This is a genomic window from Bombilactobacillus mellis (genome assembly GCF_000967245.1).
GTDB lineage: Bacteria > Bacillota > Bacilli > Lactobacillales > Lactobacillaceae > Bombilactobacillus > Bombilactobacillus mellis.
Map to the genome: position 1 here is coordinate 405946 of NZ_KQ033878.1, position 15292 is coordinate 421237.

Sequence of the window (15292 nt, forward strand, 5' to 3'; positions counted from 1 at the left end):
AATTATTGTCATTTTAATGTATCCATCTTTTCTTCTACAACAATCTGTCTTTTCAGACGATCATCTCCATCAATAATATTTCTTTATATCCAGTTTGAATCAATAACCTTTAATTAAATATCGCTGATATTTAAACCATGCAGTTGCAGGTAGGCTAATCATCTTTCCACAACCCCATAATAGCATGCTTTTAAAATTCATGCAAGCGTTTTATTTATAAAAGCGTTCATGATTTTCCACTTTGAAGAGACGATGACCGGTTTCTCTTTTAGAAGGAATAAGTTGGCTAGAGCCATCGGTCACTAGATGCTGTTGGAATATCTGCTCATACTCCTTAATAGTTAATTTTTTCCTTTGCGCCAGTAATTCTTGATGCTTGTGCGGATTTAGACTATTCTGATATCCTGGTTGCAACCGCCCAAAAAATAATTCAGCTACAGCACCTGAGCCATAACTAAAAAGACCAATGCGATCATTCGGCTTTAAAGTATCATCATTTTCTAAAAGTGATAATAAACTCAAATATAGTGATCCAGTGTAAATATTACCCACATTTTTGCCATAAATAATACTCTTATTAAAGCGTTGTTCCAATCTTTGATAATCACTATCTGTCAGTTGCGTTGTCAAAGTTTGTAAAGCTTTCCGTCCCATTTTAGAAAATGGAATATGAAACAAAAGTGCAGCTAAACTTTTTTCACTAATTAATTCGGCTGCCTGCTGATAAACTTGGCTAAACATCTGTAAATAAAGTTCTTCTGAGTATTTACCTCGAGCAAATGCTTCTTGAGAATAATTAGGCCGCCAGAAATCATTAGCATTTTGACTCCGATAAATTGACTGTTTTTCAAGAGCCAAAATACGCGGCTTTTGACTAATGAGTAAAGCCACTGCTCCAGCTCCTTGAGTTACTTCTCCCGCAGTTTTTAAGCCATAACGGGCAATATCACTGGCAATCACCAAAGCTTTTTGCTCTGGATGTAAACTAACAAAATCATAGGCCCATCCAAGAGCTGCCGTAGCTCCGTAACAAGCTTCTTTAATCTCCACAGCCCGCAAATTATGATGCAAGTGCAATAATTCTTGCACAAATAAAGCAGCTGCTTTAGATTGATCGACCCCACTTTCAGTAGCAACAATTAACAGGCCAATTTTTTGTCGATCTTCAGCATCTAAAATTTCTTCAGCGGCATTGGCAGCCATAGCTACTATATCTTGATCCATATCTGCTACAGCCATTTTACTTTGGCCAATTCCAATTAAATACTTATTCGGATCGACCTGACGAGCTTGGGCTAAATCTTTTAAATCCAAGTATTGCTGAGGAGTATAAAAACCTATTTTATCAATTCCAACCATGATTCTTATTTTTCCTTTCGTAATTGTTGTAACTTTAATTTAACAGCAGCTAAATTGGCCTTTTGCGGATATTTCTTTAAATAAGAAACTAGCGGCGTAATTTCCTCTGCTTGAGCTCCCGCCATGAGTGCCAAACTTTGCCATTGTAGATTCATATGACCTGCTTGAATGCCGGTGGTCACTAAGGCCCTTAAAGCAGATAAATTCGATGCCAGTCCCACAGACGCAATAATGCCCATTAACTGTGCGGCATTGGGTCGACGTAAAATGCGCAGAGCTAATTGTGCACTCGGTAAGGTGGAAATGGCTCCGCCGACACTTCCCAACGGCAAAGGTACTTTAATGGTTCCGATTAAATTTTGCCCTTGCAGCTGCCATTTAGTTAATAGCGGATGCTGCTCATTTAAAAATGAATAAATTGCAGCACTCAGATTTCTCGTATCATTACCAGTAGCTAAAGCCACCGCAATAATGCCATTCATGATACCTTTATTATGAGTGGCAGCTCGTGCTCTTGACATTTGGGCAAAACGGCTGGCAGCTACCATTCTTTGGGCTACTTGCAAGCCATCACACTGCTCAGTTGCCAATTCACTAACCTTAACTTTTACTTGGGCTTGCGCTAATTGTTGCGGATTATGATTAGATAAAATCGACATTAGCAATTGTAATTGCGGCAATTGCTGCTGCAAATAATGAGCTTCGGCCTCTAAAATCGTATTAACAATGTTAGCTCCCATGGCTTCAGCTGAATCAATTAATAAATCAAATTCAACAAAATCATCATATTTTTGGATAGTAATATTTTTTAACCCACCGCCATGCTGACGCAAAGTAGGATGAGTTTGATCCGCAATTTCTTTTAATCGGAGATATTGTTGCTGCAAAAATTGTTCGCCATCAATAGACAATTGTCCTTGAAAGACAATTTGGCCCTGAATACCCACGCGCTGAACTTGAGTATGAAAGCCGCCACAATGACTGATCCGCTGAGCGGCATTACAGGCTGCGGCAATCACTGAAGGTTCTTCTGTGACCATTGGAATTAAATAATCTTGCTGATCAATCACAAAATTATTGGCCAGTCCTAAAGGTAAAGAAAAATTTCCAATGTAGTTCTCTACTAAATGACTACCTGTTTGGGTAGTTAAAGTGCTGCCAGTCTCTAAAAAATAGCAGTCTGCTTGACTAAGATAGCCTTGCTGATATAATTGTTTAATTCTTTGAGCAGTTGTTAATTTATAAAATTTGGTCATTGCAAATTTTCCACCTCTAAAGCAATCGCTTGACCGCCGCCAATACATAAGGCTGCAATTCCGTATTGTTGACGGGTCCGAATTAAATTATGAACTAACGTAGTTACAATTCGGCTGCCGGATGATCCTAAGGCATGACCTAACGCCAGAGCACCACCGCTCACATTATAGCGTTCCGGAGCAATTTGTAATTCTTGTTGCACAACCAATGCTTGGACCGCAAAGGCCTCATTAACCTCAAATAAATCAATATCACTTACTTGCTGATTTTTTTTTGCCAAAAGTTTTTGGATAGCAATTACAGGAGCATATCCCATCAATTCCGGATAATAACCGACCTCTTGATAAGCTGTAATCCGGGCTAACGGCAACATTCCTGCAGCTTGTGCAGTTTCGGCTTTCATTAATAACAAAGCTGAAGCTCCATCACTTAATGGTGAAGAGTTACCCGCAGTCACACTGCCTTGTTTTTGATACACTGGTGGTAACTTCCCCAAAGTCTGCAAGTCAGTATGAAGACGTATAGGTTCATCATAACTCAACGGAGATATTTTTAAAATTTCCTGATCAAAGTTCCCGGCTTGCGATGCTTTTGTGGCCCGTTTTTGGGACTGAAGTGCATACTGATCTTGCTGCTTGCGGGATATGTGAAATTTTTGTGCAAGTTTTTCTGCCGTCACTCCCATTGCATAATGGCCAAAATCATCCTGTAAGCCATCTTCTTGTAAACTATCATGAATAGACTGTTGTAAAAATTCATTTTTCCCACTTCGGGGTACAAAAGCCGGTGCATTCGACATACTCTCGACTCCCCCTGCAATAACAGCACGGGCATCATTCATTACTAAGGCTTCTTGAGCTAACCGAATAGCTTTTAATCCGGATCCGCAGACCTGATTAACAGTCATGGCACTTCCTGTGGGCTCTAGACCGGCATTGAGTTGGACTTGGCGCGCCAAATTTTGGCCCGTTCCACTACTTAAGACATTACCCAAAATCACCTGATCGATAATGTTTTTCTCAAAATTGGTTACGGCTAACATTTTTGTCACTAATTGACTAGCTAATTGGGCTGAACTAAAGGGTTGCAATTGTCCCCAAAATTTTCCTGTTGGAGTTCGATAGGCTGCAGCAATAACAACTTGTTGATCTATCAACTTCTTACACCTCATTTTAATTATTACGAAAGGAATTTACGGTGAACGTAAAAACTTTAATTCAATTACTTGCCGATGTTAAAAATAATAGTCCTGTCTTCTTTGAAGATGAACAACATCGACACTACAGAATCTCCAGTATATCATCAGAAGTTATTGATGAAAACTATTATCTATTGCTCAATGTGAATTCTCATTCTTCAAAAACTTTAAAAATCTGGGAACTACTAGTACTATTACAACAACAAGAGCCAACAGCCTTAATTTTTATTCACAAACAAAAAGATCGCCAGCAAATCTTTGGTCTTAGATTTGCTGACGGTCAAGTTTATTTAAAATAACTCACTTTATTTTTTTGCCGCTAGTTTTTGTCCCAAAGCAATAATGTATTGTCTCAATTCATCTTTAATTTCCGGATGCGTTAGGCCGTATTCAATGCTGGTTTTCATATAACCAAACTTATTTCCGACATCAAAACGCTCACCGGTAAATTCATGCGCAAAAACCCGCTGGGTAGTGTTTAAACGATCAATCGCATCAGTTAATTGAATCTCGTTACCAGCGCCCGGCTTTTGAGTTTCTAAGACATCAAAAATATCGGGTGTTAACAAATAACGGCCAATAATAGCTAAATTGCTGGGAGCCTGATCAACCGCCGGCTTCTCTACAAAATTTTTCACACGATAAAGACCTTTTTTGGCTTCACCATCAGGTGCAATTACTCCATATTTGGAAACATCTTTTTTAGGAACTTGCATCACTGCCAGAGTTGAAGCATGTGTCTCATTATAATCATTAATTAACTGTTGAGTCAGGGGAACTTTATCCCGCATTAAGTCATCCCCCAACATGACCACAAAAGGTTCATCACCAATAAAGGACTTGGCTAAACGAACAGCATCACCTAAACCCTTCGGGTAAGCCTGCCGGATAAAATACATATGCACGCCAATATTAGTTGTATCCTGCACTAATTTTAATAAGTTATCTTTATGCTTTTCTTTGAGATTTTGCTCTAATTCCGGAGCGGAATCAAAATGATCTTCAATCGGCCGCTTACCTTTGCCAGTAATAATTAGTATATCTTCAATTCCCGATTCTTTAGCCTCTTCCACAATAAACTGGATAGTCGGCTTATCAACAATAGGCAGCATTTCTTTTGCCATTGCCTTAGTTATGGGCAAAAAGCGCGTTCCTAATCCTGCTGCCGGGATCACAGCTTTTCTCACCTTTTGCATAATTAATCTCCTCACAATCAGATTAAATATCTTCACCAGAAAAATATATTTCTGCTCACAGTAATTAATTGCTCAAATAGATGCTAGAATCGACATTTGCAGCAGTCCGGTAATAATACCTTCATTTACTACATTACCTATGGGTGATCCGCTACACAGTGTATAAATAAATTTATCTGATGATGATCATTATTTCTCAGTTTTAAATTACAGACATCATTATTATATCACAGCTCTACTGGCTGTAATCAAAGAGGTGGCGACTGCCTTTTAGACAAAAACTTAAGCCGACTTTGCTGTTGTAAAGTACCTACCCAGCCTTCAGTAAAAGCCGCATTCAAAGAAGCTCCAATCATAAAAATGTAGCCAATAAAATTAAGCCATAAAATTAAAATAAAGAAAGTTCCAATCGTGCCGTAAGAATTCCAGCGCCGCCCAAAATAATGTAAATAAAGTGAAAAGAATTGAACCAAAACAATAAAACCGACAGCAGAAAAAATCGCTCCTGGCCACACATAGCGTAATTTCACATGGGTATTAGGTAGTAAAAAATAGGCCGCTAACATGATTAACATCAAAATAGCAACTGTTACCGGCCATTTCCAACGGGCAAAAATATTTAAAAAAGCTGGTACCCACACAAAGAAAGGCTGAATCCAGTTTAACAACTGTTGCCCAATAACCAAAGTAACCAGCAGGGCAATTAAGGCAATAATGAATAAAGCTGTTAATACAATCGACACCAATCTTAATATAATATAATTAATAAAAGATTGGTCAGTTTGTGTGTACATTTTCTCATTATCAAAGCCATAAACATCATTAACACTGCGGCGTAAAATATTAACCACACCTGAACTAGTCCACAGAGTACCGATAATCCCAAAAGACAATAAACCTCCACTAGATTTAGTCAATAATTGTACAACTAGCGGTTCAATCAGTTGTTGCAGCTTTTGCGGGGTTAAAAGCTGTAAATAGCCCAAAATGGTCTGCACATTCAAATGAAACCAGGGAATAATACTCCCCAACAGCGAAATCAGGGGAAAAAAGGATAAAAGGCCATAGTAAACGATGGCTTTGGAAGACAATCCTACATTCCCATTTTTAAATTTTTGAGCTACGAGCTGCCCGAACCCGCTCATTTTAGCGAAAATTGATTGATCAGTTTTAAATAAAGGGCTTTGTGAGTGTATTTTCATAATTATCAGTTTTTATAAATATTTTTTGTCAAATTCCGGATCTTGCGAAGTGAGAATTTTCGGACCATTTTTGGTAATTGCTAAAGTATGCTCATACTGAGCTGAGGTGGATCCGTCTGCAGATACGAAATACTCCCAATCTTCATCTGTAAACTTACTTTTAATTTTCCAAGTACCTAGATTAACCATCGGTTCAATAGTAATAGTCATTCCTTCACGTAAACGCAAACCTTTTCCCGGTTCACCATAGTGCGGTACGTTAGGGGCTTCATGCATTGATGGCTGAATTCCGTGTCCAATTAAATCACGAACATCACCCATATGTTCTTCATCTTCCACATAATGTTGAATTGCCCAGCCAATATCACCGAGACGATTGCCGATCACAGCCTGATCAATTCCCAGATATAAGGCTTTTTTGGTCACATCCATGAGATGTTTTTTCTCAGCAGAAATTTCGCCCACAGCATAGGTCCAGCAAGAATCACTTTGATAGCCATCAAGGGCTACGGTCATATCTACTTTGACAATATCGCCATTTTTCAAAATTAATTTTTCACGCGGTTCGGCATGCGCTACTTCATCATTTACACAAACACAGGTGGCAAATTGATAACCTTCAAATCCCTTTTCGGAAGGAATACCACCATTTTTCGTAATAAAATTATCCGCAAAATTTTCAATTTCCATGCTGGAAATTCCCGGTTTAATAATGTTGCGTAAGCCGATATGCGTTTGTGCAAGTAAGGCTCCTGAACGACGCATACCTTCTATTTCACGTTCTGATTTTAATGTAATCAAACTATTATTACCTCCACTTTCTAACTGTACACATTATAGCGCATATCAGCTATTAATTTATTAATTACCAAACATTTTTAATTCTCAGATCCGTAAATTTGTTATAATATAATTTATGAATTTATATAATGAGGATGGAGATTGTGACTAAAATTAAAATTGTTTACGCCAGTATGACTGGCAACGATGAAGACATCGCCGATATTCTGAGTGAAGATTTTGAAGAGGCCGGTATGCAAGTTGATCTCTCAGAAATCTCTCAAACTGACGTGGCTGACTATTTACAAGCAGATGTCTGCATCATGGTTAGTTACACTTATTCTGATGGCCTAGAAGGAAATATCCCAGACGAAGGTTTAGACTTTTATCATGATTTACTGGAAAGTGATCTCAGTAATAAAATTTTTGGTGTTTGCGGCTCTGGTGATACTTTTTATCCCGAATTTTGTGTGGCTGTTGATCAGTTTGAAAAAGCTTTTCTACAGGCTCACGCCCGCCAAGGAGCTAAGAGTGTTAAAATTGAATTAGCACCAAATAATGACGATATTGTAAAATTAGATCATTTTGCTCAAACAATTGTTGAGAATTGCCAATAACAAAGAAGACAACCCCATGAAAGTTTATAAAAGATATCGCAATTTTATAATCTATAGCATTTTTGGCTTTTTAGCTTCACTTTTAAATATTATCGTTTTTAACTGGCTGCACAATCATGCGCAAATAACACTGCTTATTGCTAATACTATTGCTTGGTTTGTAGCCAATTTATTTTCGTTTATTGCTAATAAAAAAATTGTTTTTCAATCACGTTATCAAACACCAAAAACTTTGCTGAAAGAGATGGTACTTTTTTTATCTCAGAGGATTTTAGCTCTGATTTTAGATAATATCCTAATGTGGCTGGGTATTAATTGGCTGCATTGGCATAATTTAATTGTTAAAGTAATTGACCAAATTATTGTTGGTTTAGTCAATTACTTTTCCACACAAGCTATTTTTACACATGAAAATAAAATATTACAAAAACGCTTGGAGAACTTGCGGCAACGCCAAAAAAATCTCCACTAAAAAATGCTTTCTCTAAAGATAGAGAGAGTATTTTTCTTTGCCTAATTATTTTACTTAAAATCCAAGGGACGTTTTTTAGTTTGCTGAAAGTAATAACGTAAAGCCGCACAAATTCTTTGACTAGCCTGACCATCACCATAAGGATTTTTGGCCTGGGCCATCGACTGATATTCTTTGGGGTCATTTAAGAGTTGTTCCATTTCTTTTTTAACACTGTCGTAGTGCGTTCCCACTAATTTTAAAGTTCCTGCCTGGACTCCTTCCGGGCGTTCAGTAGTATCACGTAAAACCAAAACCGGCTTCTTTAAGGCCGGAGCCTCCTCTTGGACACCCCCGGAATCACTCATTATGAAATAAGAACGATCAATCAAATTATGAAAATCTAAAACATCCAGTGGTTCAATTAAGTGAATGCGTTTTTGCTTACCTAAAATTTCTTGGGCAGTTTTTTGAACTACCGGATTTAGATGCACAGGATAAATAACTTCTACATCGGAATAAGCCTGAACCACATCTCTAATTGCCCGGAAAACCTGCCGCATAGGTTCACCTTGGTTTTCTCGGCGATGCATGGTAACTAATATCATTCTTTTTTGCGGGTCAATTAAATCCAGAACTTGATGATGATAATCAGCTTGAACAGTTTGAGCTAGTGCATCAATGGCCGTATTACCCGTAACAAAAATATTTTGTTGCGGATGATTTTCTTTTAGTAAATTGGCCCGACTTTGAGCAGTAGGAGCAAAATATAAGTCGGCTAAATTATCAGTCATTTGCCGGTTCATTTCTTCAGGCCATGGTGAATACTTCTTCCAAGTTCTTAAGCCGGCTTCAACATGTCCGACTGCAATTTGATGATAAAAAGCCGATAACGCTGCTGCAAAAGTTGTGGTGGTATCACCATGAACCAAAACTATTTGCGGTTGTTCTTTTTCTAAAACCGCATCTAAATCCAGAATCACCGAACTGGTAATACCACTGAGAGTCTGCTTTCTTTTCATAATATTTAGATCATAATCCGGTTTAATTTGAAAAATGTCCAAGACTGAATCCAGCATTTCTCGATGCTGTGCTGTAACCACAATAACGGTCTCAAAATAAGCATTTTGTTTTTTTAATTCTAAAACTAACGGTGCCATCTTAATTGCTTCCGGCCGGGTGCCGAAAATAGCCATTACCTTGATTTTTTGCATTTTTTACTTCCTAATAAACTTATTAAATTATAAAAAAAGAACTGGCTCCAAAAATAATTTCCAGCTCTCCTGGTTAATATCCTAATTTTCCACTAACCTTGAGCAATCTAATCCACAGAACAAAATCTCAACTGTGGAATTAATACCATAAATTTGCTTAGTTAATCAATATTTCCTAATTTATTTGCAGATCAATGATCTCGATCGGATTCGAACCGATGACCTACTGCTTAGGAGGCAGTTGCTCTATCCAGCTGAGCCACGAGACCGAGATAATAAACTTATTATCAAGCAACAAATTTATCTTGCCACGAAATCAGCTTTCTGTAAAGTACTTAATTGGGTTTCCGATGATTTTTTGAGGAGCGTTTCTTTTTCCCAGCCCGCTTTTTCGCGGTTTTAGAAACAGAATTGTCCGTTTTGGTTTTGGCTATGGGAGCTTTTAAAAGTGTACTCTTTTCCAATTTAATTCCCGCTTCTTGCAATAAAGCCTGTAATTGGCGGCGATCATGCTGATTACCTAAAGTAATAATTTCTCCGTGGCGACCCATACGCCCCGCTCGACCACTGCGGTGAATATATTCAGTCAAAGTATTGGGGTTTTCCCAATTAATAACCGTTGTTAAATCAGTAATATCCATTCCCCGCGCTGCTACATCTGTTGTTAACAATAATGAAGTCTTTTGATTGCGAAAATCTGCCAAAGCATCCGCCCGCCGCTTTTTGGGATCACTGGTATCTAAAACTGTAAAATAAACTTTGCGATAACGTAAAGTTGCCGCTAAACGATGCAATTGTTTACTCGATTGACAAAAAACCAAGTTCTTTTTATTTTTTCGGTGGGCTAATCTTTGTAAGATATCCGGCTTATGCTGATTATCAACTTTTAGAAAATAATGCTGTAAACCTGACCGAAAGAAAGAATCATTTGTCAAATCCACCGTTACAAAATCTGAGGCAAACCAAGTATGCAAATCCTTAAATAAAGGAATTTTAGTTGCTGAAAAAAAGGCTAATTGTAAAGAACTATTTAAGCGATTAATTAAAGAACGAATATTATCTAACTGATCTGTCAATAATTCATCGGCTTCATCTACCAGCAGGGTATCTATGTGTTGTAATTTAATTTTTTTTCTGGCAATAAGATCTTGAAGACGGCCTAACGTTGCTACTACTACTTCCGGTTTTTGTTTTAAACTCTCAATTTGGCGTTTTAAATTAGCCCCACCGATGAGGCCATAAATTTGTATATCAGGGTTCAAAGTCCGCAAAACATCACGGGTTTGAATTGCTAATTCCTGGGAAGGTTCCAAGATTAGTTTTTGAATGCCGCCACCAGGTTGAACTTGTTGTAATAATGGCATCCCAAAAGCTAGTGTTTTCCCTGATCCTGTCGGAGCTAAGGCTAAAACATTCTGGTGTTTTAATAATAATGGATATACTTGCTCTTGAATAGGAGTTAAATGTAAAAAATGATGTGCTTGAAAATAGTCCTGGTAGACTATAGGAATCTGCATTTATACCTCATTTCTATCGGCAGCAAATTTGATTTTTGCTGTTAAACGAATTTGTGTTAATAATTGATTTACTTGATCGGCCAATTTCCAGAGAGTCTGAAATTGGTGTTGATCATGTTCAGTAAGAATTTGGGCAAAAGTTTGCGCTTCTGCTAACATTGGATTATGTGACGGTGCGTTCAACTGCCAGGTATTATAATTATTCCAAATTTTTCTAATAGTTCCCCCATCACTGAAAGATAAAGTTTGCTTTCCGCTATAAATTTCCGAGGGCAAATTAGAATTACTGATTTTACCGACTAACAAAGTGGCGTTAAAATGCGGATATTGCAAAATTATCGTGCCCTGTCCATCCACGCCCGTTGCTAACATTTGGGGAAAATAGTGGACAGCTTGAGGAAAGCCGAATAAACACAGCGCATCATATAATAAATAAACGCCTAAATCATACAAAGCGCCTCCGGAAAATTTAGGTGAAAAAATATTGGGCTCTTCTCCTGCCAGCACTAAATCATAGCGACTGGAATATTTTTGATAGACCAGTGTCGCCCCATCTATCTGCGGCAAATTGTGTACCTGCTTTTGTAACAATTTAAACTCATTTTCATGAATATGACGCGCAGCTTCCAGCACGAATACATCTGGATATTGCGTCAGTAGTTCTTGGATCTTTAAAAATTCCCTGCGCGTCGATACCAGCGGCTTTTCGACAATTACCTGCTTATGTGCTCTAATTGCTTGGCAAATATAATGATAATGCAAACTATTCGGTGAGGCAATATAAACTACATCTAAGCGCGGATTATTAAAAAAATCCGTTAAGTCAGTTGTTATTGCCACTTCGGGTTTTGCCAGCTGATTAGCTAAATTTTGGGCATGTGCAACGCTTCGAGAATAAATTGATAATAAGTTAAAAGTATGCGTAGTTTGGACAGCTTCAATAAATTGCCGTGTAATCCAATTAGTTCCAATAACACCTAATTGTAACATTTAATAACCTCCTGTTTGCAGAAAATGCTGCCAATTACTTTGATCTCCGACAAAAACTGACATATGAAATAAATTTGTTGATGCTAAACTGGGTATTTTCCCCTGATTGTCATATTCCCAAAAAACTAGACGTGATTTTTGTCGCGGCTGCCTAGCACTTTGTATCCAAATTGCGGCATTCGGAAATAAATCAGCAAAAACAGGCGCGGTTTGAATAATGACTTTTCTTTGATACGTTGTTACCAAGAGCGTCTGTAATTCCAAAACAGATTTCTTGATTTTGGATCGGGCAGGGCGCGGTTTTTGATAATCATTTACCTGAATAACAATCGGTAAAGTGCCAATTTGCGCGCCGACACTATCACGAAAATTCTGCATTTGTTCCTGCGGCGAAGAGGTAAAACTAAAATAGTGATACACTCCTACAGGTAATTGTGCTCCTTGAATGCGCCAATAGTTATCTAAAAATTTATCATCAAAGTAATCAGCTCCTTGTGTAGCTTTTAAATAAACAAAACCTACACCATGATTTTTTAAAAGATGAAAATCTTGATAACCATCTTCTTGGCTTAAGCTGATCCCCAGCACCGGATAAGTATTTTTATCAGGTCGACCGGAATTTTGCCAATGACGCAAAAGCCCGAAACCAATAAGAACACTGATTAAAAGCGCCGAGACTATCAATAAAAACCATCTTTGATGCCAAAGTAAAGTTTTTTGAACGTGCCGAGCATGATACATTGTCATATTAAAAGCTCCACAATCCTTATTAAGTTTATCTTAGCACGACTTGCACCTTAATAGTTAGGCAAAAAAAAGACGGTCACAGCCTGAATTAACTGGACCAGCTTTAATCTTAAATTAATCATTTTTTATATGAACTAAAGTATAATTCTTTTTACCTTTACGAACAATCATATATTTACCCTCAAAGTGTTCATCCGGTTGCACAAGTAACTGTTCATCTGTGACTAGATTGCCATTGAGAGAAATTGCTCCATTGTGAACATCTTCTCGGGCCTGGCGTTTGGAAGGTTCCAATTTTAAATCTACAAGCCAATTAATAATGTTCTGCGGCTGGGCACTGGCTTGTACAGAAGGCATTTTGGCAAAGGCTTGTTCAATTTGGGCAACAGAAAGTTCTTTAATATCACCGCCGAAGAGAATTTGCGATATCTTTTCTGCTTCCTGCATGGCGGCTTTACCGTGGACAAAAGTCGTTACTTCCTGCGCCAAGCGTCTTTGTGCTGTCCGTTTTTCCGGATGATGCGCTACTTCGACTGCCAACTGATCAATTTCTTCATGACTCAAAAAGGTAAAGAATTTTAGATATTTAATCACATCTCGATCATCTTGATTAAGCCAAAATTGATAGAATTCAAACGGTGATGTCTTTTTCGGATCTAACCAGACCGCACCGCCGGCAGTTTTCCCGAACTTGGTACCATCAGCCTTTAACATTAAGGGAATTGTCAAAGCAAAAACTTCTGCTTGGGGTTGTTTTTTATGGATTAGATCCATTCCCGCTGTTAAATTGCCCCATTGATCGGCACCACCAATTTGTACTTGTACTTGTTCGTATTTAAATAAATGCCAAAAATCTACTGATTGGAGAATTTGGTAAGTAAATTCGGTAAAGGAAATCCCGGCTTCCAAGCGCCGAGCCACTATCTCTTTATTAAGCATGGTATTTACATTAAATAATTTCCCGTAATCTCGTAAAAAATCCAGTAAAGATATTTTACTGAGCCAATCATAATTATCCACAATCGTAAAATTATCTTGTCCAAATATATGCCGCATCTGTTGGGTTAAAGCCGCCTTATTGCGATTAACTTGATCCATAGTTTGCAGCTGCCGCTCAGTTTTACGGCCACTGGGATCACCAATAGAGCCGGTACCTCCGCCAATGACAATATACGGATGATGACCAGCTTGTTGAAATCTTTTTAACATAATAAATGGAATTAAATGTCCAATATGCAAACTGTCACCAGTGGGATCCACTCCACAATATAAAGAAATCTTTTTGCCAGAGGCCAATAATCTTTTGAAATTAGTCTCATCACTAACTTGCTGAATTGCTTGACGCCATTGTAAATCTTCTAAAATATCCATAATTTCTCCTTTATTTGATAAACAAAAAATCCCAGAACTAAATTAATAGTTCTGGGACGAAATAGCCGCGGTACCACCCATTTTCGTGCTGAATGCACCTCATATAATTATAACGTTATTAACTATTAGACAATTAAAAGCGAGAAGTGTAATTGAGAAAGTTGCTTTGCATAGTTCACAGCCACCACTATGTTTCTGAGCCAGGGAACACTTTCCTACTGAAATTCTCTTGCCAAAAATATTAAATTTTACATTTCTAATATTAAAAATCTTTAAATCTGTAATTAGTTATTATGAAGCTATTTTGCTAAAAAAGTTAATTTGCTGCTACTGAACTTTAACAACCCAGCCTTCAGGGCCTTTTACATCGCCAAATTGAATTCCTGTTAACAAATCATAAAGCTTCCGTGTTACCGGTCCAACTTCCGTTTCACTATAAAAGACATGCAATTTACCATTATGCTCTAAGCCGCCGATTGGAGAAATAACAGCTGCTGTCCCACAAGCTCCTGCTTCTTTGAAACGATCCAAATCATCAATATAGACATCCCCTTGTTCTGTTTCCATGCCTAATTCATGTTCGGCTAAGTATAAAAGCGAATATTTAGTGATACTTGGCAAAATAGATGGTGATTTAGGGGTCACAAATTTATCATCTTTGGTAATGCCAAAGAAATTAGCGGATCCAACTTCTTCAATCTTTTGATGGTTAATTGGATCTAAGTAAACGCAGTCAGAGAATCCATGTTGATGGGCTTGCTCTCCGGGCATTAAACTAGCAGCATAATTACCACCGACTTTGCTTTGACCTGTACCTTTATGGGCCGCACGATCATATTCTGAAGTTGTAAAATTAGTTGGAGTTAAGCCACCCTTAAAGTAATTGCCAACCGGCATGACAAAAATTCTAAACAAATATTCATCTGCGGGATGAACTCCAATTACTCCACCTACACCCCACATTACCGGGCGAATATATAAAGTAGCGCCGTTACCATAAGGGGGAACAAAATCTGCGTTAGCTTTAACAACCTGCTTTACTGCATCAACAAACATATCCGTGGGTACTTGAGGCATTAATAAGCGTTCACAACTATGCTGCATTCGGACAGCGTTTTGATCGGGTCGAAATAATTGAATTGTACCATCTTTAGTTCGATAAGCTTTCAAGCCTTCAAAATCAGACTGGCCGTAATGTAAAGCAGTAGAGCCTTCACTAATGCAGACATCACTCTCTTCTACTAAGCCAGCATCTTGCCACTTACCATCTTTCCAGTATGCCTGATAACGATAAGGCAAGTCCATATAATCAAAACTCAAATTATTAAAATCAACATCTGTTGCCTTAACTTTAGCCATGATTAATACCTCCATTTTTAATTTTGTTTTAATA

At 37.9% G+C, this 15292-nt stretch carries 15 protein-coding genes and 1 tRNA gene; 3 read left to right on the plus strand and 13 right to left on the minus strand.

The window, feature by feature from the left end; all coding sequences use genetic code 11:
• Positions 1 to 210: 210 nt before the first annotated feature.
• From JG29_RS06170 to JG29_RS06180, 3 genes are read right to left on the minus strand one after another with little or no spacing between them, the layout of a single operon-like run.
• Positions 211 to 1359, minus strand: a complete 1149-nt coding sequence (locus tag JG29_RS06170; protein WP_232297096.1) for a hydroxymethylglutaryl-CoA synthase — start codon at positions 1357 to 1359, stop codon at positions 211 to 213.
• A gap of 5 nt (positions 1360 to 1364) precedes the next feature.
• Positions 1365 to 2615: a hydroxymethylglutaryl-CoA reductase, degradative gene (locus JG29_RS06175; protein WP_052696326.1), complete on the minus strand. Its 1251-nt coding sequence runs from the start codon at positions 2613 to 2615 to the stop codon at positions 1365 to 1367.
• Entirely contained in the window at positions 2612 to 3772 is a 1161-nt protein-coding gene (locus JG29_RS06180; RefSeq protein WP_232297097.1) for a thiolase family protein, read from the minus strand. The genes JG29_RS06175 and JG29_RS06180 overlap by 4 nt, the downstream gene beginning before the upstream one ends.
• 41 nt (positions 3773 to 3813) lie before the next feature.
• Here JG29_RS06180 and JG29_RS06185 point away from each other — a divergent pair, with 41 nt between their 5' ends.
• Positions 3814 to 4113 (plus strand): hypothetical protein, encoded by a 300-nt coding sequence (locus tag JG29_RS06185; RefSeq protein WP_045923086.1) that lies wholly within the window; start codon positions 3814 to 3816, stop codon positions 4111 to 4113.
• Between the two features lie 6 nt (positions 4114 to 4119).
• Here JG29_RS06185 and galU read toward each other — a convergent pair whose 3' ends face one another.
• The 3 genes from galU to map form a co-directional block, all read right to left on the minus strand.
• Positions 4120 to 5010, minus strand: a complete 891-nt coding sequence (galU, locus tag JG29_RS06190) for a UTP--glucose-1-phosphate uridylyltransferase GalU (protein ID WP_045923087.1) — start codon at positions 5008 to 5010, stop codon at positions 4120 to 4122.
• Between the two features lie 248 nt (positions 5011 to 5258).
• Positions 5259 to 6212: a YihY/virulence factor BrkB family protein gene (locus JG29_RS06195; protein WP_045923088.1), complete on the minus strand. Its 954-nt coding sequence runs from the start codon at positions 6210 to 6212 to the stop codon at positions 5259 to 5261.
• 12 nt (positions 6213 to 6224) lie between these two features.
• Positions 6225 to 7013, minus strand: coding sequence for a type I methionyl aminopeptidase (gene map, locus JG29_RS06200; RefSeq protein WP_045923089.1), 789 nt, complete (start codon positions 7011 to 7013; stop codon positions 6225 to 6227).
• Between the two features lie 143 nt (positions 7014 to 7156).
• Here map and JG29_RS06205 point away from each other — a divergent pair, with 143 nt between their 5' ends.
• Together JG29_RS06205 and JG29_RS06210 are read left to right on the plus strand one after the other, a co-directional pair.
• Entirely contained in the window at positions 7157 to 7609 is a 453-nt protein-coding gene (locus tag JG29_RS06205) for a flavodoxin (RefSeq protein ID WP_045923090.1), read from the plus strand.
• Between the two features lie 16 nt (positions 7610 to 7625).
• On the plus strand, positions 7626 to 8081 hold the full coding sequence (locus JG29_RS06210) for a GtrA family protein (RefSeq protein ID WP_045923091.1): 456 nt from the start codon (positions 7626 to 7628) through the stop codon (positions 8079 to 8081).
• A 50-nt stretch (positions 8082 to 8131) separates the two neighbouring features.
• Here the strand turns inward: JG29_RS06210 and wecB are convergent, their stop codons facing one another.
• The 7 genes from wecB to JG29_RS06245 form a co-directional block, all read right to left on the minus strand.
• Positions 8132 to 9274 (minus strand): non-hydrolyzing UDP-N-acetylglucosamine 2-epimerase, encoded by a 1143-nt coding sequence (gene wecB / locus JG29_RS06215; RefSeq protein WP_045923092.1) that lies wholly within the window; start codon positions 9272 to 9274, stop codon positions 8132 to 8134.
• Positions 9275 to 9469: 195 nt separating this feature from the next.
• Positions 9470 to 9543: transfer RNA gene (locus JG29_RS06220), tRNA-Arg, on the minus strand.
• A 66-nt stretch (positions 9544 to 9609) separates the two neighbouring features.
• Positions 9610 to 10791, minus strand: a complete 1182-nt coding sequence (locus tag JG29_RS06225) for a DEAD/DEAH box helicase (protein ID WP_052696327.1) — start codon at positions 10789 to 10791, stop codon at positions 9610 to 9612.
• Entirely contained in the window at positions 10792 to 11781 is a 990-nt protein-coding gene (locus JG29_RS06230) for a Gfo/Idh/MocA family protein (protein ID WP_045923093.1), read from the minus strand.
• Positions 11782 to 12528, minus strand: coding sequence for a GH25 family lysozyme (locus JG29_RS06235; protein ID WP_045923094.1), 747 nt, complete (start codon positions 12526 to 12528; stop codon positions 11782 to 11784). It abuts the gene before it with no gap.
• A 114-nt stretch (positions 12529 to 12642) separates the two neighbouring features.
• Positions 12643 to 13899, minus strand: coding sequence for a tyrosine--tRNA ligase (tyrS, locus tag JG29_RS06240; protein WP_045923095.1), 1257 nt, complete (start codon positions 13897 to 13899; stop codon positions 12643 to 12645).
• Positions 13900 to 14226: 327 nt separating this feature from the next.
• A complete protein-coding gene (locus tag JG29_RS06245) occupies positions 14227 to 15258 on the minus strand; it encodes a branched-chain amino acid aminotransferase (protein WP_045923096.1) in 1032 nt (343 codons plus the stop codon).
• Positions 15259 to 15292 lie beyond the last annotated feature (34 nt).